At 62.6% G+C, this 19,331-nt stretch carries 15 protein-coding genes, 1 tRNA gene and 2 rRNA genes (1 of these 18 cut by a window edge); 7 read left to right on the plus strand and 11 right to left on the minus strand.

Annotated features, from left to right (window positions below):
• Positions 1-17: 17 nt before the first annotated feature.
• On the minus strand, positions 18-641 hold the full coding sequence (locus tag ABVK50_RS21550) for a LysE family translocator (protein WP_353644635.1): 624 nt from the start codon (positions 639-641) through the stop codon (positions 18-20).
• A 94-nt stretch (positions 642-735) separates the two neighbouring features.
• Positions 736-858 carry a hypothetical protein gene (locus ABVK50_RS21555; protein ID WP_353644634.1) on the minus strand — a complete coding sequence of 41 codons (123 nt, stop codon included), beginning with the start codon at positions 856-858 and terminating at the stop codon, positions 736-738.
• Positions 859-1,108: 250 nt separating this feature from the next.
• Between ABVK50_RS21555 and ABVK50_RS21560 the strand changes: the two genes are divergently transcribed.
• Positions 1,109-1,858 (plus strand): L,D-transpeptidase, encoded by a 750-nt coding sequence (locus ABVK50_RS21560; RefSeq protein ID WP_353644633.1) that lies wholly within the window; start codon positions 1,109-1,111, stop codon positions 1,856-1,858.
• Positions 1,859-1,865: 7 nt separating this feature from the next.
• Here ABVK50_RS21560 and gabT read toward each other — a convergent pair whose 3' ends face one another.
• On the minus strand, positions 1,866-3,152 hold the full coding sequence (gene gabT / locus ABVK50_RS21565) for a 4-aminobutyrate--2-oxoglutarate transaminase (protein WP_353644632.1): 1,287 nt from the start codon (positions 3,150-3,152) through the stop codon (positions 1,866-1,868).
• Between the two features lie 226 nt (positions 3,153-3,378).
• Here gabT and ABVK50_RS21570 point away from each other — a divergent pair, with 226 nt between their 5' ends.
• Together ABVK50_RS21570 and ABVK50_RS21575 are read left to right on the plus strand one after the other, a co-directional pair.
• On the plus strand, positions 3,379-4,545 hold the full coding sequence (locus ABVK50_RS21570) for a diphosphate--fructose-6-phosphate 1-phosphotransferase (protein WP_353644631.1): 1,167 nt from the start codon (positions 3,379-3,381) through the stop codon (positions 4,543-4,545).
• A gap of 12 nt (positions 4,546-4,557) precedes the next feature.
• Entirely contained in the window at positions 4,558-5,364 is an 807-nt protein-coding gene (locus tag ABVK50_RS21575; RefSeq protein WP_353644630.1) for an ion transporter, read from the plus strand.
• Between the two features lie 311 nt (positions 5,365-5,675).
• Here ABVK50_RS21575 and ABVK50_RS21580 read toward each other — a convergent pair whose 3' ends face one another.
• The 3 genes from ABVK50_RS21580 to ABVK50_RS21590 are packed head-to-tail and all read right to left on the minus strand — an operon-like array spanning position 5,676 to position 9,025.
• On the minus strand, positions 5,676-6,053 hold the full coding sequence (locus ABVK50_RS21580) for a DUF305 domain-containing protein (protein ID WP_353644629.1): 378 nt from the start codon (positions 6,051-6,053) through the stop codon (positions 5,676-5,678).
• A gap of 57 nt (positions 6,054-6,110) precedes the next feature.
• Positions 6,111-6,530: a Cu(I)-responsive transcriptional regulator gene (gene cueR, locus ABVK50_RS21585; protein ID WP_353644628.1), complete on the minus strand. Its 420-nt coding sequence runs from the start codon at positions 6,528-6,530 to the stop codon at positions 6,111-6,113.
• A 17-nt stretch (positions 6,531-6,547) separates the two neighbouring features.
• Positions 6,548-9,025, minus strand: a complete 2,478-nt coding sequence (locus tag ABVK50_RS21590) for a heavy metal translocating P-type ATPase (RefSeq protein WP_353644627.1) — start codon at positions 9,023-9,025, stop codon at positions 6,548-6,550.
• A 243-nt stretch (positions 9,026-9,268) separates the two neighbouring features.
• Here ABVK50_RS21590 and ABVK50_RS21595 point away from each other — a divergent pair, with 243 nt between their 5' ends.
• Entirely contained in the window at positions 9,269-10,483 is a 1,215-nt protein-coding gene (locus ABVK50_RS21595; RefSeq protein ID WP_353644626.1) for an efflux RND transporter periplasmic adaptor subunit, read from the plus strand.
• The gene (locus tag ABVK50_RS21600) at positions 10,480-13,662 is read left to right on the plus strand and encodes a multidrug efflux RND transporter permease subunit (protein WP_353644625.1); all 3,183 of its coding nucleotides are present in this window, start codon (positions 10,480-10,482) and stop codon (positions 13,660-13,662) included. The genes ABVK50_RS21595 and ABVK50_RS21600 overlap by 4 nt, the downstream gene beginning before the upstream one ends.
• 25 nt (positions 13,663-13,687) lie before the next feature.
• On the opposite strand, the gene ABVK50_RS21605 is transcribed toward ABVK50_RS21600, so the two are convergent.
• Together ABVK50_RS21605 and ABVK50_RS21610 are read right to left on the minus strand one after the other, a co-directional pair.
• Positions 13,688-14,533, minus strand: coding sequence for a DUF429 domain-containing protein (locus ABVK50_RS21605; RefSeq protein WP_353644624.1), 846 nt, complete (start codon positions 14,531-14,533; stop codon positions 13,688-13,690).
• A gap of 334 nt (positions 14,534-14,867) precedes the next feature.
• On the minus strand, positions 14,868-15,332 hold the full coding sequence (locus ABVK50_RS21610) for a MerR family transcriptional regulator (RefSeq protein ID WP_353644623.1): 465 nt from the start codon (positions 15,330-15,332) through the stop codon (positions 14,868-14,870).
• A 240-nt stretch (positions 15,333-15,572) separates the two neighbouring features.
• On the opposite strand from ABVK50_RS21610, the gene ABVK50_RS21615 reads away from it, so the two are divergent.
• A protein-coding gene (locus ABVK50_RS21615; protein WP_353642267.1) for an IS630 family transposase occupies positions 15,573-16,519 on the plus strand; the annotation gives its coding sequence in 2 pieces (ribosomal slippage) (positions 15,573-15,912 and positions 15,912-16,519; 948 coding nt in all).
• Positions 16,520-16,600: 81 nt separating this feature from the next.
• Positions 16,601-17,008 (plus strand): hypothetical protein, encoded by a 408-nt coding sequence (locus ABVK50_RS21620; RefSeq protein WP_353644622.1) that lies wholly within the window; start codon positions 16,601-16,603, stop codon positions 17,006-17,008.
• Between the two features lie 213 nt (positions 17,009-17,221).
• Here the strand turns inward: ABVK50_RS21620 and ABVK50_RS21625 are convergent.
• From ABVK50_RS21625 to ABVK50_RS21635, 3 genes are all read right to left on the minus strand, one after another.
• Positions 17,222-17,298 (minus strand) — tRNA-Met (locus tag ABVK50_RS21625).
• 128 nt (positions 17,299-17,426) lie between these two features.
• Positions 17,427-17,541: ribosomal RNA gene (gene rrf, locus ABVK50_RS21630) — 5S ribosomal RNA — on the minus strand.
• Between the two features lie 97 nt (positions 17,542-17,638).
• A 23S ribosomal RNA gene (locus ABVK50_RS21635) occupies positions 17,639-19,331 on the minus strand; it runs 1,107 nt beyond the window's last position.

Consider the following 19,331-nt stretch of genomic DNA (forward strand, 5'->3'; position numbering starts at 1 on the left):
ACCTCCCGCAGCAGCCGTCAGTTGCCGGACCGCATGGCGACTGTTGCGACGCCCGCGCCGATCAGTAGCGATCCGCCGGCCCTGTTGAAGATGCCGATCGCTTTCGGATTGTGAACGAGGCTACGCGCCCGCGCCGCCACCAGCGCATAGCCGAAGGCGTTCACGAAGGCCAGGACCAGAAAAGTCGCCTCGAAGATCAGCATCTGGGCGAAGAAATCCGCGTCCCGGTTCAGGAACTGCGGCAGGAACGCCACGAAGAAGGTGATGCTCTTGGGATTGAGCGCGGTCACCAGCCATGCATGGCCGATCATTTTCGCCGCGGACACGGCATCGGTGCGCGGATCGGCCTGCAGGGCGCCGCCAGCCCTGAACAGCTTCAAGCCGAGATAGATGAGGTAGGCTGCACCGATCCACTTCAGGATGGTGAACACGGTCGCCGACGCAGCCAGCAAGGCGCCGATGCCCAGCATCGACAGGGTCATGGCGGTGAAGTCGCCGAGCGCCACGCCGACCGCCACCGGCAGCGCCGTCCGCCAGCCCTGCCCGAGCGCGTAGGAGACGACCAGCAATATGGTCGGACCCGGTATGATCAGGAGGACGGATGTTGCCGCGGCGAAGGCTGCCCAGGTTTCAAACGGCATGGAAATCTCCTTTGCTCAAAGGAAAGGATAAATCCCTGCCATCGCGGCGAAGTAAAGCGGGAAGTTTGCGCGTCGGTTCGGTGCGAGCGTTGCATCAGAAAGCCCTCGCGATCACGTCCACCACCTGAGCGATGCTGAGATCGGCTCCAAGCACGCATGCAGCCGCCAGGAAAGCGGCGCAAACGAGCGCCAAGTCGGTCTTCAACGTCGCGCCCATGGTCCCCTCGCGGTCAGGCAGCCACGGTAAAAACGGCTCTTGCCGAGATTGTGTCGGGATGGAGGTCTTGCTGTGTCGCGGGCTGCCGCTTGGCCGGTTCTCGCAATTCAATTTTCGGCAACATATTGAAAAGGAAAGAACTTTCTGATTCACGGTTTCTCAACCATGATTGTCGAAAATGCGGGATAGCTTGGATCGCGGTTTTTCTGCGAACGCCAAAGCGCGTGTTCAAAATCGTGGAAGTTGCCCCGTGTCCGAGTCGCCCGCGTCGCCGAAACCCGCTATCCCGTCACACCCTGAATCCGATCGCTTGTCCCGCCGCACGGCGATGCTCGGACTTGGCTCCGCCGCCGCCCTGATGGCAGCAGGCTGTTCGCGCTCGCTCGATCTTGCGGCCATCGAAGTGGATGAGTTCACGACGGGGACGATCCGCCCGCGCATCAGCGTCGACAGGCAGGTGACGCGCCCGGAACTGATGTATGCCTCTATCACGGACGAGGGATACGTCCTTCCGGAAATTCCATTCCAGAAGGTCGATCCGAAGTTCCGCCGTCAGATCGTCATCGATCCGACCGGCGAGCAGCCCGGCACGATCGTGGTTCACTTGCAGGAGCGCCATCTCTATTGGGTTCAGCCGGGCGGCGACGCCATCCGCTACGGCGTTGGCATCGGCAAGGACGGCTTCGTCTGGTCGGGCAGGGCCAACATTCAGTACGGCAAGAAATGGCCCACCTGGACGCCGCCACCGGAAATGATCGCGCGCAAGCCCGAACTGGAGAAATGGCGCGGGGGCCAGCCCGGCGGGCTGGAAAACCCACTCGGCGCGCGCGCACTCTACATATTCAAGGACGGCCGGGACACGGGATTCCGCGTCCACGGCTCGCCGGAATGGTGGACCATCGGGCAGGCCATGTCGTCAGGCTGCGTGCGCATGATCAACCAGGACGTGATCGACCTCTACAATCGCGTGTCGGGCAAAACGCCGATCGTGGTAGTTTGAGGTTCGCTTAGCCGTTCGCGGCAACCAGGGCCTTCTCCAGCCTTCCCATACCTTCGGCGAGAATTGCGTCCGATATGGTCAGCGGCATCAGGATGCGGATCGTGTTGGCGTTCACGCCGCATGAGAGCAGCACCAGCCCTTCGGCGAGCGCGGTCTGTGTCACGCGCTTCGTCGCGTCGGCGTCGGGCTCGGCGCTGCCACGATCCTTGACGATGTCGAACGCCACCATGGCCCCTGGCCCGCGGATTGCCGCCATCGGAACCGTGTCGTTGCGCTGAGCCATGCGGGACAGATCGCCCTTAATCCGCTCGCCCAGCACATTGGCCCGGTCGATCAGGCGCTCCTCGGCAATGACGTCGAGAACGGCGAGCGCCGCCGCGCAGGCGATCGGGTTGCCGGCATAGGTTCCGCCCAGGCCGCCGGGTTCCGGACCGTCCATGACCGCGGCGCGGCCTACGACGCCCGAAAGCGGAAAACCGCCGGCAAGCGACTTGGCGATGGTGACCAGATCGGGCTCTACCCCGCTGTTTTCAATGCAGAACATCTTGCCGGTGCGCGCAAAGCCGGTCTGGATTTCGTCCGCAATGAGCAGGATGCCGTGCTCGTCGCAAACCTTGCGCAGCGCCTGCAACAGTTCGGTGGGCGCGGGGTGAAAACCGCCCTCGCCCTGTACCGGTTCGATGATGATGGCGGCCACATGAGCCGGCTCGATGTCGGCGCGGAAGAGCAGATCCAGCGCCCGCATCGTATCCGCGACGGTGACACCGTCCTGCGGGATCGGGAACGGCAGATGATAGACGCCGCCGGGCATCGGGCCGAACTTCTTCTTGTAGGGCGCGACCTTGCCGGTCAGCGCCATGGTCATCATGGTGCGGCCGTGGAAGCCTCCGCCGAAGGCGATGATGCCGGGGCGGCCGGTCGCCGCGCGTGCGATTTTCACCGCGTTTTCAACGGCTTCGGCGCCGGTCGAGAACAGGATGGTCTTCGCCTCGCCCGAGAATGGAGCAAGCCCGTTCAGCCGTTCGCAGATCGCGATATATGGCTCGTAGGGAACGATCTGAAACGCTGTATGGGTGTAGCTGTCGAGTTGCTCGCGCACCGCCGCAATCACCTTCGGATGGCGGTGGCCGGTATTCAGAACGGCGATGCCGCCGGCGAAATCGATGTAGCGGTTGCCGTCGACGTCCCAAAGTTCCGAACCCTCGGCGCGGCTTGCGAACACCGGGTAGGCGGTGCCCACCCCGCGCGGCACGGCGGCGACCCGGCGCGCCTGAAGCGATGAATTGTTCGTCATTTCAACCTCTTGAATGAAATCGTGCCACGGTTGGCCACAACGCGCCGCTCAGCCGTCGTGTAGGATAAACGTCGACCCTGTCCGTGTATATGACACGGAAAACTTTGAATGGGCCCAGCCGGATAGCGCGGCAGGCCTGGCCAGACCGCGCAGAATTTGTTCACAAGGTTGCGCAAGGCCCTCGGAAGCGCCAATGATAGGCGCAAACAAGCGGGGAAAACGCGATATGGCCGCAAAATTCGTGATCGCCCAGGGCGGCGGGCCAACCGCCGTGATCAACCAGACTGTGGTGGGAGCCGCCCTCGAAATACGCCGCCGCCATCCCGGCGCAAAAGTGCTCGGCTCGCGCCACGGCGTTCGCGGCATCAGGGATGGCGACTACGTCGACCTTTCGGACATTCCGGAGGAGCAGTTGAGGCTCGTCGGCGCGACGCCGGGCGCAGCCCTCGGCTCGACACGCGACAAGCCGGACGCCGCCTATTGCGATCTGGTGCTGGCCGGGCTGAAGAAGGAAGGCGCCGACGCCTTCATCTATATCGGCGGCAACGACACGTCCGGCACGCAGCAGATCCTGACCGACGCGTCCGGCGGCTCGATCGCTTTTGTGCATGCGCCCAAGACCATTGACAACGACCTGATGGAGAACGACCACACGCCGGGCTTCATTTCGGCAGGCGAATTCGTGGCCGGCGCGTTCCTCAGCGTCGATTTGGATTTCCGCGCCTTGCCGGGCATTTATGTCGGCATCGTCATGGGCCGGCATGCCGGCTTCCTGACCGCTTCGGCGGCGGCCTGGCGCGCCGATGAAGATAGCGGTCCGCATCTGGTCTATGTGCCCGAGCGCGCTTTCTCCGTTCCGCGATTCATCGACGATGTGCGCAAGACGCTCGACCGCCACAAGCGCTGCATCGTCGCCGTTTCCGAAGGCGTGACGACCGAAGACGGCCGCGCGCTGGTCGAGAGCCTGGTCCCGCCCGACCGGCTGGAGCGCGACGCGCACGGCAACATCAAGCTGTCCGGCAGCGATCTCAACATGGCCTTCGAGCACGCCCTGCGCGAAGGGTTGCCCGGCAAGCGGGCACGGGTCGACGCGCTGGGCTACATTCCGCGCGGCTATGTCGGCGCGATCAACAACGCGGACTCGAGCGAAGCGTTCGAGGCTGGCGTCTTCGCCGTCGAAGTGGCTGCGCGCGGGGGCGGCTCGGTGGCGCTGAAACATGAAGACGGCAAGACCGTGATGCGGCAGGTGCCGCTGGATGCGGTCGCGGGCAAGACCCGCCACATGCCCGACGATTTCATGCAGCCCGACGCCAACCAGCTTTCCGAGACCGGCATGGCCTATCTGAAGCGACTCATCCCGGAAAAATACCAGATCGGCAAACCGTTCGTTTAGGCCGCCAGTTTCATGAGCGATATTTCGGTCCAGGAATTCGCCGGCCCGCGCAAATGGCTGTACCGCAACCTCCAGCCGTCCGCCTGGCACAAGACAGGGCTGTCGCCGATCAACCGCTTCATCGTGGTGGTGATCTGCCTGGCCGTGGCGGTGGCTGTGTTCGAAAGCGAGCCGACCATTCATCAGGGCCGGGAGAAATGGTTTTTCGCCGCCGAAATGGGGTTTGGCTTCGTATTCCTGATGGAGTATCTGGTTCGGGTTTGGACCTCGGCGGAAAACCCCGCCTATGGCGGCGGGCTGCGCGGCTATCTCCGCTACATGGTTTCGCTGCCGGCGATCATCGACCTGCTGGCAATGTCGACCTTGTTCCTGACCTTCTTCGGCAACGAGACGTCGATCCTGCGGCTGTTCCGGCTGATCCGTATCCTCTCGCTGGCCAAGCTCGGGCGCTATTCCTCGGCGATCCGGGCGATGGCCGAGGCGGTGAAGTCGCGCCGCTATGAGCTTCTGATGAGCCTGGCGACAGCCGGCATGCTGCTTTTGACTTCGTCGACGCTGCTTTACATCGTCGAAGGCGACGCCCAGCCGACCGTATTCGGCAGCATCCCACGGGCGATGTGGTGGTCGATCGCGACGCTGACCACCGTCGGCTATGGCGACGTTATCCCGATGACGGTGATCGGCAAGGTACTGGCCGGCCTGACCGCGATCACCGGCATCGGGCTCATCGCCATGCCGACCGGCATTCTCGCCGCCGCCTTCAGCGACGCCATCCAGCGGCAGAGGGAAGCGAGAAAGCGCAAGGAGACGGTTGGGTGAGGCTGATGTGCTGGCCGAACTGTGGATAGGTTTACCCCACACTAACCCCTCCCTTGCATCAAGGGGAGCGTAAGAGGGCTGGCCCCAAACCCCGTGGTTCGACAGGCTCACCATGAGGGGGGTTGGAGCTCGCCGCGCCTTTTCCTGCGGTGTGGGTTGGGTGTGCGGCGCTCCAGTGGCCATCATGAGGGCCGGCGCTTCATCCTGACGCTGGTGGTTGGCGAACTGGCGTTCCAGTAGCCCTCATGGTGAGCCTGTCGAACCACGAGGGCGGTTGGCGGGTAAGAGGCCGGCGCAGAAACTCCCAGCGATCACTTGGCGCGTGCGGCCAGCCAGGTCTCGAGTTGCTTGATCTCGCGCTCCTGCGCTTCGATGATGTCTTCGGCGAGCTTGCGAATCTCGGAATCCTTGCCATGCTCCAGCACGATGCGGGCCATGTCGATCGCTGCCTGGTGGTGCGGGATCATGCCGCGCGCGAAATCGATGTCGGCCTCGCCGCTATACTCCAGCGAGGACATCGCGCCGTGCATGATATCCATTGCCGCCCTGAAGGCGGCCGCCGCGTCCGTGGCCAGTTCGGCCGCCTGGCCGGTCGTTGAATGCCCGCTATGATCGGTCTGGGCGATTGCCGGGCCGGACAGTGCGAGAGCGATGAACGCGGCGGACAGAACTGAGAAAATTCTGGTCATGAAGGTTCCTTTTTGTGGTCGGGTCTTTTCGCGACGACTGACGCGCCGGGCCACGGTTCAGTGCGTGGTCGATTGGTTGGCGAGCTGGTCTTCCTGGCCGGACAGGCCGTCGAGGATCGGGCATTCCGGGCGGTTGTCGCCGTGGCAATGGTCGATGAGATGCCTCAGCGTCTCGCGCAGGCCGACAAGTTCGGCGATCTTGCGGTCGATCTCGCCGAGCTTGACCTCGGCGATGGCCTTAACGTCGGCGCTCTCGCGGTGGCTGTCGCCGTAAAGCGAGAGAAGCTGCCGGCACTCCTCGACCGAGAAGCCGAGGCTGCGCGAACGCTGCAGGAATTTCAGCCGGTGTACATCGGCGGTCGAATAGTCGCGATAGCCGTTGCCGGAGCGGCCGGGCTTCAGGAGCCCGATTTCCTCGTAGTAGCGGATCGTCTTGGCCGGCAGGCCCGAACGTTCCGATGCGTCGCCTATGTTCATGGTCGCTTCCTTCGAATTTAGAGCTTGATGGTGCGGAGCCTGAGCGCATTTCCGATGACGGAAACCGATGACAGGCTCATCGCGGCGGCAGCGATCATCGGCGAAAGGAGCGTGCCGAAGACCGGATAGAGCACGCCTGCCGCGATCGGCACGCCGACCGCGTTGTAGACGAAGGCCAGGAAAAGGTTCTGCTTGATGTTGCGGATCGTGCCCTGAGCGAGCGTCCGGGCCCGGACGATGCCGTTGAGATCGCCCTTGACCAGCGTGATGCCGGCGCTTTCGACCGCAACATCGGCGCCTGTGCCCATGGCGATGCCGACATCGGCGGCGGCCAGCGCGGGCGCATCATTGACGCCGTCGCCCGCCATGGCGATGCGCGCGCCTGAGGCCCGCAGCTCATCGATCAGCGCCTTCTTGCCTTCAGGCAATATGTCGGCGCGCACTTCGTCAATGCCGAGCTTTGCCGCAACTGCGCGCGCCGTACGCTCATTGTCGCCCGTGGCCATGATGATCTTCAGCCCGCTCCTGTGGAGTGCTTCGATCGCCTCGCCCGTGGTCTGCTTGACCGGATCGGCGACCGCGACGATGCCGGCGAGCCGTCCGCCGACAGCGACGAACATCGCCGTCTTGCCATCCACGCGCAACGCGTCGGCGCGGTCGGTCAGGGCGGCATCGTCGATGCCATCCTCCCGCATCATCATCGCATTGCCGAGGCTCACTGCCTTGTCGGAGACTGTGCCCTTGACGCCCTTGCCGGTGACCGCGTCGAATTCGGTGGCTTCGGCAGGCTTCACGCCGCGCGACCTTGAGCCTTCGACGATCGCTTCGGCGAGCGGATGCTCCGACGCTTTTTCGAGGCCGGCGGCGAGCGCCAGGACTTCGTTTTCGTCAAAGCCTTCCGCGGCGATGACATCGGTCAGCACCGGACGGCCTTCGGTCAGCGTGCCGGTCTTGTCGACGATCAGCGTGTCGACCTTGGCGAAACGCTCGAGCGCTTCGGCGTCCTTGATCAGCACGCCGGCCTGCGCGCCCCTGCCGGTTGCGGTCATGATCGACATCGGCGTCGCCAGGCCGAGCGCGCAGGGACAGGCGATGATGAGCACGGAGACCGCCGAGACCAGCGCGAAGACCATGCTCGGCTCGGGTCCGAAGATCGCCCAGACTATGAAGGAGACGATCGCGACCAGAACCACCGCCGGCACGAAATAGAACGAGACCTGGTCGGCGAGGCCCTGGATGGGCGCCCGGCTGCGCTGCGCCTTGGCTACGAGTTCGACGATCTGCGAAAGCACTGTGTCCGCGCCGACTTTTTCGGCGCGCATGACCAGCGTGCCGTTCTTGTTGAGTGTGCCGCCGGTCAGGCGGTCGCCGGCGGTCTTCTCGACCGGAACGGCTTCGCCGGTGATCATGGATTCGTCGACCGATGAGCGGCCTTCGCTGACCGTGCCGTCGACGGGTACGCTGTCGCCGGGGCGGATGCGCAAGAGGTCGCCCGCATGGACCTCGTCCAGCGGCACGTCGGTTTCAGAGCCGTCCTTGCCGATGCGGCGGGCGGTTTTCGGGGCAAGGTCGAGCAGCGCGCGGATGGCCGAGCCGGTGCGCTCGCGCGCCTTGAGCTCCAGTACCTGGCCGAGGAAGACCAGCGCGACGATGACGCTCGCCGCCTCGAAATAGACCGGCACCGCGCCGCCATGACCACGGAAGGAGTGCGGAAACGCATCCGGGAACAGTGTCGCGACGACGCTGTAGCCATAGGCCGCGCCGACGCCGAGCGAGATCAGCGTCCACATATTGGGGCTGCGGTTGACGATCGATTCGAAGCCGCGGTGGAAGAACGGCAATGCCGCCCACAGGACCACCGGCGTCGCCAGCGCAAGTTCGATCCAGACCGCCACCCGCTCGCCGAACAGGACGCGGACCGGAAGCCCGAGCATCGGCCCCATGGCGAGAATGAGAAGCGGGATCGACAAGGCGGCGCTGACCCAGAAGCGCCTGGTGAAATCGATCAGTTCGGGATTGGGTCCTTCCTCGCCGGTCGGCACGCCCATCGGCTCCAGCGCCATGCCGCATTTCGGGCAGGAGCCGGGCTTGTCGCGCACGATCTCCGGATGCATGGGGCAGGTATATTGCGTGCCGGCCGGCATCGGCTCGGGCGCCGGACGGTCGCCGAGATAGGTCTCCGGCGAGGCTTCGAATTTCTTCTGGCACCCTGCAGAGCAGAAATAGTAGCCCTTGCCTTCATGGCGTGTGAAATACCTGGCCGTGGAGCGGTCGACCTTCATGCCGCATACCGGGTCCGTCGCCTCCAGGTACGATTCCGGCGACTTGACGAATTTTTCCCGGCAGGAGGCGCTGCAGAAATGGTAGACATGACCGCCATGTTGCGCTGACGGCTTGCCGGCTTCAGGATCGACGGTCATTCCACAGACCGGATCGCGGGTCGGCGCATCCGGCGTATCGTGGGAATGATCGTGATGGGTGTGGCCGTGATCCATGCTGCTTCCTCAGGTCCTTCGAATGTAGTGGCCGCAAGGTAGGGCTTCCAGTGACTGGAAGGTCAAGAGGCATCGTCGACATTCTGGGAAAAGGAAAAATTTCGCGGATGGCCGGCCTCTCCAGCAAGTGGCAGCAACCTGTCGGTTGTGGTGATCAGTTCAAAAAGATTGATTTGTGCGGTGCACACCCGCTACCTAGATGTTACGGACTTCACGTGAACGAACCAATTACGAGGGGTAACCATGGTTCAAACTGCACGTCTCCGCCGCGATTCTCTGGCCGCCCCCTCCAGTAGAAACGTCCTTTCAAAACTGTTTGCCGCCGCGATTTTCGCCTTGGCGGCTTCGCTCGCCGCGCCTCCCGCACAGGCGCAGGAAGCGCCTCCCGCTCCCGTCGTAACGGTCGCCAAGCCGGTGGTGCGCCAAATCGTCGAAGACGACGAATTCGTCGGGCGCTTCGAAGCGGTCGACCAGGTTTCGCTGCGCTCCCGCGTCGGCGGCTACCTTGAACAGGTCCATTTCCAGGACGGCACGCTGGTGAAGAAGGGCGACCTCCTGTTCACCATCGACCAGCGGCCGTTCAGGGCGGCGCTGAACCAGGCGCAGGCGCAGGTGGATTCCGCGAAGACCCTTGTCGAATTTGCCAAGACGCAATTCGAGCGCGCCGAGACCCTGTCGCGCGAAGGCAACATACCGGTTTCGACGCTGGACGACCGCCGGCGTGAATTCTTGTCCGCGCAGGCGCAACTGGACGGCGCCGAGGCCGCACTTACCAATGCCCGCCTCGACCTCGAATTCACCGAGATCAAAGCGCCGTTTTCCGGCCGTGTCGACCGCCGGCTCGTTTCGCCGGGCAATCTGGTGCAGGCCGACCAGACCGTGCTGACAACCATCGTCTCGATCGATCCGATCGACTTCTACTTCGACATCGATGAGCGGGCCTATTTCGCTTATGCGCGCGACGCACGCACGCGCGGCGGAGTCATGCAGGAGGGCGCCGGCGGCGTCGATGTGGTCGTCCGTGTCGCCGATCGCAATGAAGCGGTATTCAAGGGCAAGCTCGATTTCGCCGAGAACCGCTTGGACGAAGCGACCGGCACGATGCGGGTCAGGGCGCGTTTCGACAACAAGGACGGCGTGTTGCAGCCCGGCATGTTCGGCCGCATCAATGTGCCCGGTTCGCTGCCGCATCCGGGCGTGCTTCTGCCCGACGAGGCGATCGGCGCCGACCAGAACCGCCGCATCGTCTTCGTTGTCGACGAGGCAGGCCTGGTCTCGGCCAAGCCGGTGCGTACCGGCCCACGCATCGACGGCTATCGCGTCATCCGCGAGGGACTCACCGGCGAGGAGACGGTGGTTGTCAACGGACTGGTGCGTGTGCGACCGGGCGTCACCGTCAAGCCCGAGATGACCACCTTGCCGCCTACGGCCGAGACCGAAGAAGGGCAGACGCAATGAATTTCGCCCATTTCTTCGTCAACCGCCCGATCTTCGCGGCGGTGCTGTCGATCGTGCTCGTGCTCGTCGGCGGCATCGCCTACACGCAGCTTCCGGTCGCGCAGTATCCCGAGATCGCACCGCCGACCATCGTGGTGCGCGCTTCCTATCCGGGCGCCGACGCCGAGACGGTCGCCGCGACCGTGGCGACGCCGATCGAACAGGAAATCAACGGCGTCGAGCACATGCTCTACATGTCGTCATATTCCTCCGGCGAAGGCTCGATGTCGCTCACCGTCACCTTCCGCCCCGGCACCGATCTCGATGCTGCGCAGGTGCTGGTCCAGAATCGCGTCTCGATCGCGGAACCGCGCCTGCCCGAAGAGGTGCGCCGGCTCGGCATCACCACGGCAAAGAGCTCGCCCGACCTGATGATGGTCATCCACCTGCTATCGCCCGACGACACCTATGACCAGCTTTACGTCTCGAATTATGCGCGTTCGCGAGTTCGCGACGTCCTGCTGAGACTCGACGGCGTCGGCGACGTGCAGATCTTCGGCGAGCGCGAATATTCGCTGCGCGTCTGGCTCGACCCGGAAAAGCTGTCCGCCTACGGCATGACCGCCGGCGACGTGGTCCAGGCGCTGCGAGATCAGAACGTGCAGGTGTCAGGCGGCTCGATCGGCGCGCCGCCTGTCGGCGACGGCTCGGCCTTCCAGTATACGGTCACCACGCAAGGGCGCTTCAACGACGCTCGCGACTTCCGCTACGTCATCGTCAAGTCGACCGAGGACGGCCGCCTGATATCCCTGCAAGACGTGGCACGCATAGAACTCGGCGCCAAGGACTACGTCACCAATTCGTACCTCAACAACAAGGCGGCGGTGGCGCTCGGCATCTTCCAGCGGCCAGGCACCAACGCGCTGGCCTCGGCGGAGGAGATCCAGAAGACGATCGCGGAACTTTCGGAGGATTTCCCGAAAGGATTGGCCTACGAGATCATCTACAATCCCACCGAGTTCATCGCCGAATCGATCAACGAGGTCTATGTCACCATCGCCGAGGCAATCCTGCTGGTGGTGATCGTCATCATCGTCTTCCTGCAATCGTGGCGCATGGCGATTGTGCCGATCGTCGCGATACCGGTTTCGCTGATCGGCACGCTTGCCGTGCTGCTCGCCTTCGGCTTCTCGCTCAATATGCTCACTTTGTTCGGGCTGGTGCTGGCGGTCGGCATCGTTGTCGACGACGCCATCGTGGTGGTGGAAAACATCGAACGCAACATCAGGCTGGGGCTCGCTCCGCGCGCCGCTGCGCACAGAACGATGGACGAGGTGGGGACTGCGGTCCTCGCGATTTCGCTGGTTCTGATCTCCGTCTTCGTTCCCGCGGCTTTCATTCCCGGAATTTCCGGTCAGTTCTACCTGCAGTTCGCTATCACCATCGCGGTCTCCACCGCGATCTCGGCATTCAACTCGCTGACGCTGTCGCCAGCGCTGGCCGGCGTCCTGTTCAAGCCGCACAGCGAGCAACATTCGAACTTCTTCCTGGCACGGTTCGGCCGCGCTCTGGCGAACGGGTTCAACAACGGATTCGACAAGCTGGCGGACGGCTATGCGTGGTTGGTCCACAGACTGGTCGGCACAACGCTGGCGCTTGCCGCCATGCTGCTTGTCTTCGCCGGGCTGCTCTACGCGACCTATCACATGCTGCAGACGGTGCCGCGCGGCTTCATTCCGACCATGGACCAAGGCTATGCGATCGTCGTCGTGCAATTGCCGGAAGGCTCTTCGCTCCAGCGCACCGACGCAGTGATCCAGAAAGCTTCCGACATTATCCGCGAGACGCCGGGCGTCGCCAACGCCGTCGCCTTCGCCGGATTCAACGGCGCGACCTTCACCAACGCCAGCAATGCCGGCGTAATCTTCGCACCGTTCACGAGTTTCGAGGAGCGGCTCGAGAGCGGCGAGACTTCCGACAAGATCATCGGCACGCTGTTCGGCAGCCTGCAAAGCATCCAGGAAGCGTTCATCATCGCGCTGCCGCCGCCGCCCGTGCGCGGCATCGGCAATTCCGGCGGCTTCAAGATGATGCTCCAGGAGCGCAACAGCGCCGACATGCGGCCGATTCTGGCGCTGGCCAATGAGATCGCCGCCAAGGCCAACCAGACGCCAGGGCTGATGGGCGTCTTCACCACCTTCTCGGCCTCCAGCCCGCAATTCTTCCTGCAGATCGACCGCGACAAGGCGCGCATGCTGAACGTGCCGATCCCCAACATCTTCGAGACGCTGTCGATCAATCTCGGCACCGCCTACGTCAACGACTTCAACGCCTTCGGCCGCGTCTATCAGGTACGGGCGCAAGCCGACCAGGCTTTCCGCGTCGACCGCGACGACATATTGAAGCTGAAGGTACGTTCGGCGGCCGGCGACCTGGTGCCGCTCGGCACGCTGGTCGAGATCCGTGACGTCACCGGTCCGTCGCTCGTGCAGCGCTACAACATGTATGTATCCGTGCCGCTGCAGGGCAATGCCGCACCCGGTGTCGCCACGGGCACGGCGCTCGACCTGATGGAGGGGATCGCAGCCGAATCGCTGCCGCAGGGCACCTCCTTCGAATGGACTGAACTCGCCTTCCAGGAGCGGCAGACCGGCAATACGGCGGTCTTCATCTTCGGCCTGTCGGTTCTGTTCGTCTTCCTGGCGCTCGCTGCACTGTACGAAAGCTGGATTACACCCTTCGCCATCGTGCTCATCGTCCCGCTCAGCGTGCTGGGTGCCCTGCTGGGCGTCGCCTTCCGCGGGCTCGACAACAACATCCTCGTGCAGATCGGGTTGATCGTGCTCATCGGCCTGGCGGCGAAGAACGCGATCCTGATCGTCGAGTTCGCACGTCAGGGCGAGGAACGCGGCCTGTCCGCCGTCGAGGCAGCCGTCGAGGCCTGCCGGCTGCGGCTGCGACCGATCCTGATGACGGCATTCGCCTTCATCCTGGGCGTGGTGCCGCTGGTGATCGCCAGCGGGCCTGGCGCGGAAATGCGCCAGTCGCTGGGCACGGCCGTCTTCTCCGGCATGCTGGGCGTGACGCTGTTCGGCCTGTTCCTGACGCCCGTCTTCTACGTCGCCCTGCGCAGGACGTTCCGGCGCAGGCGGCCTGAGGCCGAGCCGGCGCTGGCTTCGGAGGGCAGCGCGGCCGAGTAGACGCCGAGCTGGATACGGGCCGGATTCAGGCTGAAGCCGAATCGCCGGGTGCCCGGCTCACGCGGAGGGATGGATCGGCGATCCATCCCTCGAGCGGATCGAGATCTTCCGGCGCGCCGCATCGCTCGCTTCGCATCGACCATGCCCAGGCGGCCTGGATCGCGCAGAGGAGCGCATCGAGCCGATCGCCGCTCGGGTCGTCGGCCAATTCGCGCGCGGCCTTGACCCTTACCGCATGGCTGCGCTCCAACCTCCCGTCCAGTATCAACGCCAGCAGGCGATGGCGCGTCGCGAACTGCAATTCCGTCTGCTTGCCGCGGCTGTCGTTCTTGTAGCCGGTTCGAGAAATCAATTGCCGCGCCAACACGCCGGGATAGGCCTCGACGACGATCCGTTCCGGGTCACCCTGCTGGAGGCCCGGGATCGTGACGCCAGCCTCCACTAGCCGCCGCGCGCCCTCGAAGAACATCAGTGCCACCGGAACGCCATGGAGCTTCTGAGGACTGATCGAAGATGCCGCGACATCTGTCTTGCGTCGATGCTCCTTGTCACCGAAAGGCCGGGCCGCGCTGTAGTTCTTCAGCGTCGCACGAAATTCGGCACGGCCGAGCGAGCCTGCCAAGGTTGCATAGTCGGCCCAGTTGCCCGGCCAACCGATATTCTCGATAAACTTTCGAGACTGCCCGAACGGGAAGTCGATGCCGGCGATCCACGGTCCCGGCCTTCGAAGGGCCTGCTCCAGAAGTTCGAAACTGGCCCATTCCTCGAGTTCGCCAGCCACCAACACTCCGTCTTCGAGCGTGCAATGGAGGCAGGTAAGCGGCTTGCACCGGCGCGGGCTGGACGTGAAGTCGATTCCCAGGATGTCCATACGCCATCTCCAGTTCACGCCGGTTCGTCCAGCCGAGACAGGATCAGCTCGGGCCGGAATCGGATGAAAATCGTACCTTGATCATACCGCGCCGCACGCCTCCAAACGCGAAAAAGGCCCACACATGGCAGGCCGCTTTCAGTTGGTTGCAGCGCAACCGCCTTGTTCTGCAAGGCGGAAGCGAAAACGCCGACCGGATTTTGGACGGCCGATCTCGTTCAGCAAGTGGTTGCGGGGGCTCGCAACCACCTTAACCTGCTCTTCGACGCCCCCGGGGCTCGGGACTGTGCAGGGGAAGAGAAGGTTGGAGTAGCGGATGGGCGATGACACCTAATCAGGAGGTTCGGTCTGAAGATTCCGAACAGCATCGGTCAAGCGCCGCGTCCTCACCCGCGAGCATCGCTTCGATGATCCGGCAATTCCTCAATTCTGCATCGCCGCAGACTTCAATCGCCGTGGCGAGATTCCGCTGGATCCTTTCAAGCTCTTCGATTTTGCTCCCGATGGCGGCGGCGCGTTCGACCAACAGGGTCTTTACGCTCCTGCAACTGTAAGAGTTGTGCTCGACACCCGCCAGGATCTCGCGGGCCTGGTCCAGACTCATACCCAGCATCCGGCTGCGCCGGATGAATGTCAGTCGCCTGATATGCTCGCCATCATAGACCTTGTACCCGCCGGATGTACGCCGCACCTCCGGCATCAGGCCGATATGCTCGTAATACCGGATCGTATCGACGCTGCATCCGGTATGCCGCGCGAGCGCACCTATCGCGAGTTGTTCTGATGGTGCAGCTGTCAATTGTGCCCTGCTTACTCGGAACCTGAAGCCGCTCCAGATTCGTTGGTGATAACAACGCCGGAGCGACGGAGAAGTTTCTTTTTGACCGGAAAAACTCCGGATCGATCAACTTCCAACGCATGGAGGAAACCATGCAGATTCACAAGCTAGAGCATCTTCAATGAACGCGGAGTCGGTTTGAGGATTCACGCGGTCGGGTTTGTCTGATTCACTGCTCTTGGTGATTTGCAGGAGGTTGTGATGACGAGGAGCCTTAGCGGCGACCTTCGCGGTCGGGTGATTGCTGCGATTGAAGACGGGGTTTCGACGCGGGAGGCGGCGCGGCGCTTTCGGATCGGGATCTCGACGGCGGGGGCCTGGCATCGCCGCTATCGCGAGACCGGCGAGATGCAAGCACGCAAGCAAGGCCAGCCGTCGCGCTCGAAGCTCGATACGCACGAGGCTTTCATTCTCGCCCTGATCGAGGATGCGCCGGACATCACGCTTGCCGAGATCGGGGAGCGCCTTGCCGCCGAACTCGGCGTGCGTGCGGCACCCTCGACGGTTTGGCTGTTCCTCGACCGGCGCGGCATCACGTTCAAAAAAAGACGGCGCACGCCTCAGAGCAGCAGCGCCCCGATGTCCTGCGCCGCCGCATTGCCTGGTTCGACGGTCAGCTCGACCTCGACCCCGAAAGACTGATCTTCATCGATGAGACCGCGGCGTCCACGAAAATGGCCCGGTTACGTGGCAGGGCGCCATGTGGCGAGCGATGCCGGGCGGCCGTTCCACACGGCCATTGGAAGACAACCACGTTCACCGCCGGTCTGCGGCTGGACGGCATGGCCGCGCCGATGCTGCTCGACGGCCCGATGAACGGTCCGGCGTTCCTGGCCTACGCCGAGCAAGTTCTCGCGCCCGAGCTTCGCCCCGACGATATCGTGATCATGGATAATTTGCCGGCCCACAGGATCAGCGGCGTGCGCGAGGCCATCGAGAAGGTCGGGGCGCGGCTCCTGTTCCTGCCGCCATACTCGCCGGACTTCAACCCGATCGAGATGGCCTTCTCCAAGCTCAAGGCCCTGCTCAGAAAGGCCGCTGCCAGAACCGTCGACGAACTCTGGTCCGTTGTCGCCGATTGCCTCGCAGCGTTCACCGCCCAGGAATGCCGGCACTACTTCGAGGCAGCAGGATATGACCCGGATTAAGTCGAATCTGCTCTAAGCCCCGGGGAATGGGGCAAAACCATTGGAATCGGGATTGCGGTCGCAATCCTCACCGGCGCGATCATGTTCGCGGGCCTGAAGACGGGTATTTCCCCGCTTCCCAAACCGCTCGCCCTTGCCTTTGCCGAAACCATCTTTGGAACCAATCTCCCCCTCCCCGTGGGCATGATGTTCCATCTCGTCTGGGTAACTTTCTTCTCGGCGCTTTATGTGGTGCTCTTCCGGGACGCGCTCACATTCATGCGGGCCTTCTGGCTCGCCTTCGCGCTCTGGATTTCGGTGCTCGTGGTCTTTTTCCCGATCGTCGGCTGGGGCTTTCTCGGACTTGCCGTCACGCCCAAGCTGATCGCCGCCTCGGCCGTGTCGCACCTTCTCTTCGCCATTTTCCTGTGGGGCCTGTGCAAGATGAGCTTTAGAGAACGCGAAGAGACAGGCTTCAGGCACGGATCGCATGGCCACCCGGCGGGATAGATACCGTTCGCAGCACGGCAGCACGGAGATTTGAGCCTTACCGCCACCGTGAATCCCGGGGCGAATGACTCGTCACCGACTTTATGCCGGCCGGCCGCAACGTCCCGCAGGGCTTCATTTCTTTGTCATCGCGGGTTGGATCGGCGGCGAGCCACAGATCCCCGCTTCTCCAAACGCAAAAACGGCCCGCACATGGCGGGCCGTTTTCAAATTTGGTTGCGGGGACAGGATTTGAACCTGTGACCTTCAGGTTATGAGCCTGACGAGCTACCGGGCTGCTCCACCCCGCGCCACCTTTTTCACGAGATGAACCCGCGAAACATCGACCGGCCAAAACAAAGGGGCCGCATTGAGCGGCCCGAAGTCCCGTTTTGGCGGGCCGCATCGGAAAGAGAAGATTTCAACATGCGCTTGGCAGACCTGGCAGCGACTTACTCTCCCGCGTCTTGAGACGAAGTACCATCAGCGCTGGAACGTTTCACGGCCGAGTTCGGAATGGGATCGGGTGCAGCCGCTCCGCCATAACCACCAGGTCGGCAAAGAGCATGTTGTTTCGAGAAGCTGTTCTTGCGCCATCCGCCGGCTTTCCGGCGGGAACCATCGCATTCGCGATAGGCATTCGAAATGAGAACGATCAAGCCAATCGAGCTATTAGTACCGGTAAACTTCATGCATTGCTGCACTTCCATACCCGGCCTATCAACGTGGTCGTCTTCCACGGCTCTCAGGGAATACTCGTTTTAAGGTGGGTTTCCCGCTTAGATGCCTTCAGCGGTTATCCCGTCCGGATATAGCTACCCTGCTATGCGGCTGGCGCCACAACAGGTCCACCAGAGATCCGTCCATCCCGGTCCTCTCGTACTAGGGACAGATCCTTTCAATATTCCTACACCCACGGCAGATAGGGACCGAACTGTCTCACGACGTTCTGAACCCAACTCACGTACCGCTTTAAATGGCGAACAGCCATACCCTTGGGACCTGCTCCAGCCCCAGGATGCGATGAGTCGACATCGAGGTGCCAAACAACCCCGTCGATATGGACTCTTGGGGGTCATCAGCCTGTTATCCCCGGCGTACCTTTTATCCGTTGAGCGATGGCCCTTCCACGCGGGACCACCGGATCACTATGACCGACTTTCGTCTCTGCTCGACTTGTCAGTCTCGCAGTCAGGCAGGCTTATGCCATTGCACTCAGCGAACGATTTCCGACCGTTCTGAGCCCACCATCGCGCGCCTCCGTTACTCTTTAGGAGGCGACCGCCCCAGTCAAACTACCCACCATACATTGTCCCGGACCCGGATAACGGGCCGCGGTTAGACATCCATAGTGATAAGGGTGGTATTTCAAGGGTGGCTCCACCCGAGCTGGCGCCCGGGCTTCAAAGCCTACCACCTATCCTACACATGCCACTACGAATGCCAATGTAAAGCTATAGTAAAGGTGCACGGGGTCTTTCCGTCTAACCGCAGGAACCCCGCATCTTCACGGGGAATTCAATTTCACTGAGCCTATGCTGGAGACAGCGGGGAAGTCGTTACGCCATTCGTGCAGGTCGGAACTTACCCGACAAGGAATTTCGCTACCTTAGGACCGTTATAGTTACGGCCGCCGTTTACTGGGGCTTCGATTCAGAGCTTGCACCCCTCCTCTTAACCTTCCAGCACCGGGCAGGCGTCAGACCCTATACGTCGTCTTGCGACTTCGCAGAGCCCTGTGTTTTTGATAAACAGTCGCTACCCCCTGGTCTGTGCCACCCTCCTACGGTTGCCCGCAAAAGGGTCACGCTTCTTCCGAAGTTACGCGTGCAATTTGCCGAGTTCCTTCAGCATAGTTCTCTCAAGCGCCTTGGTATACTCTACCAGTCCACCAGTGTCGGTTTCGGGTACGGTCTATAAGTGGGAGCTATTTCCTGGAACCACTTCGCTGCCAAATCAATCCAATAAGATCTGACAACACACGTGATCCGTCACTACCCACAGGCCCACGAATATTAACGTGGTTCCCATCGTCTACGCATTTCTGCCTCGACTTAGGGGCCGGCTAACCCTGCTCAGATTAGCTTTAAGCAGGAACCCTTGGACTTTCGGCGGGGGAGTCTCTCACTCCCCTTACGTTACTCATGTCAGCATTCGCACTTCTGATACCTCCACCACCCCTCACAGGTATGGCTTCATCGGCCTACAGAACGCTCCGCTACCGCTCGACCCTTGCGGATCGAACCCTAAGCTTCGGTGTATGGCTTTAGCCCCGTTACATTTTCGGCGCAAAGACCCTTATTTAGACCAGTGAGCTGTTACGCTTTCTTTAAATGATGGCTGC

The organism is Mesorhizobium sp. WSM2240, assembly GCF_040438645.1.
GTDB lineage: Bacteria > Pseudomonadota > Alphaproteobacteria > Rhizobiales > Rhizobiaceae > Allomesorhizobium.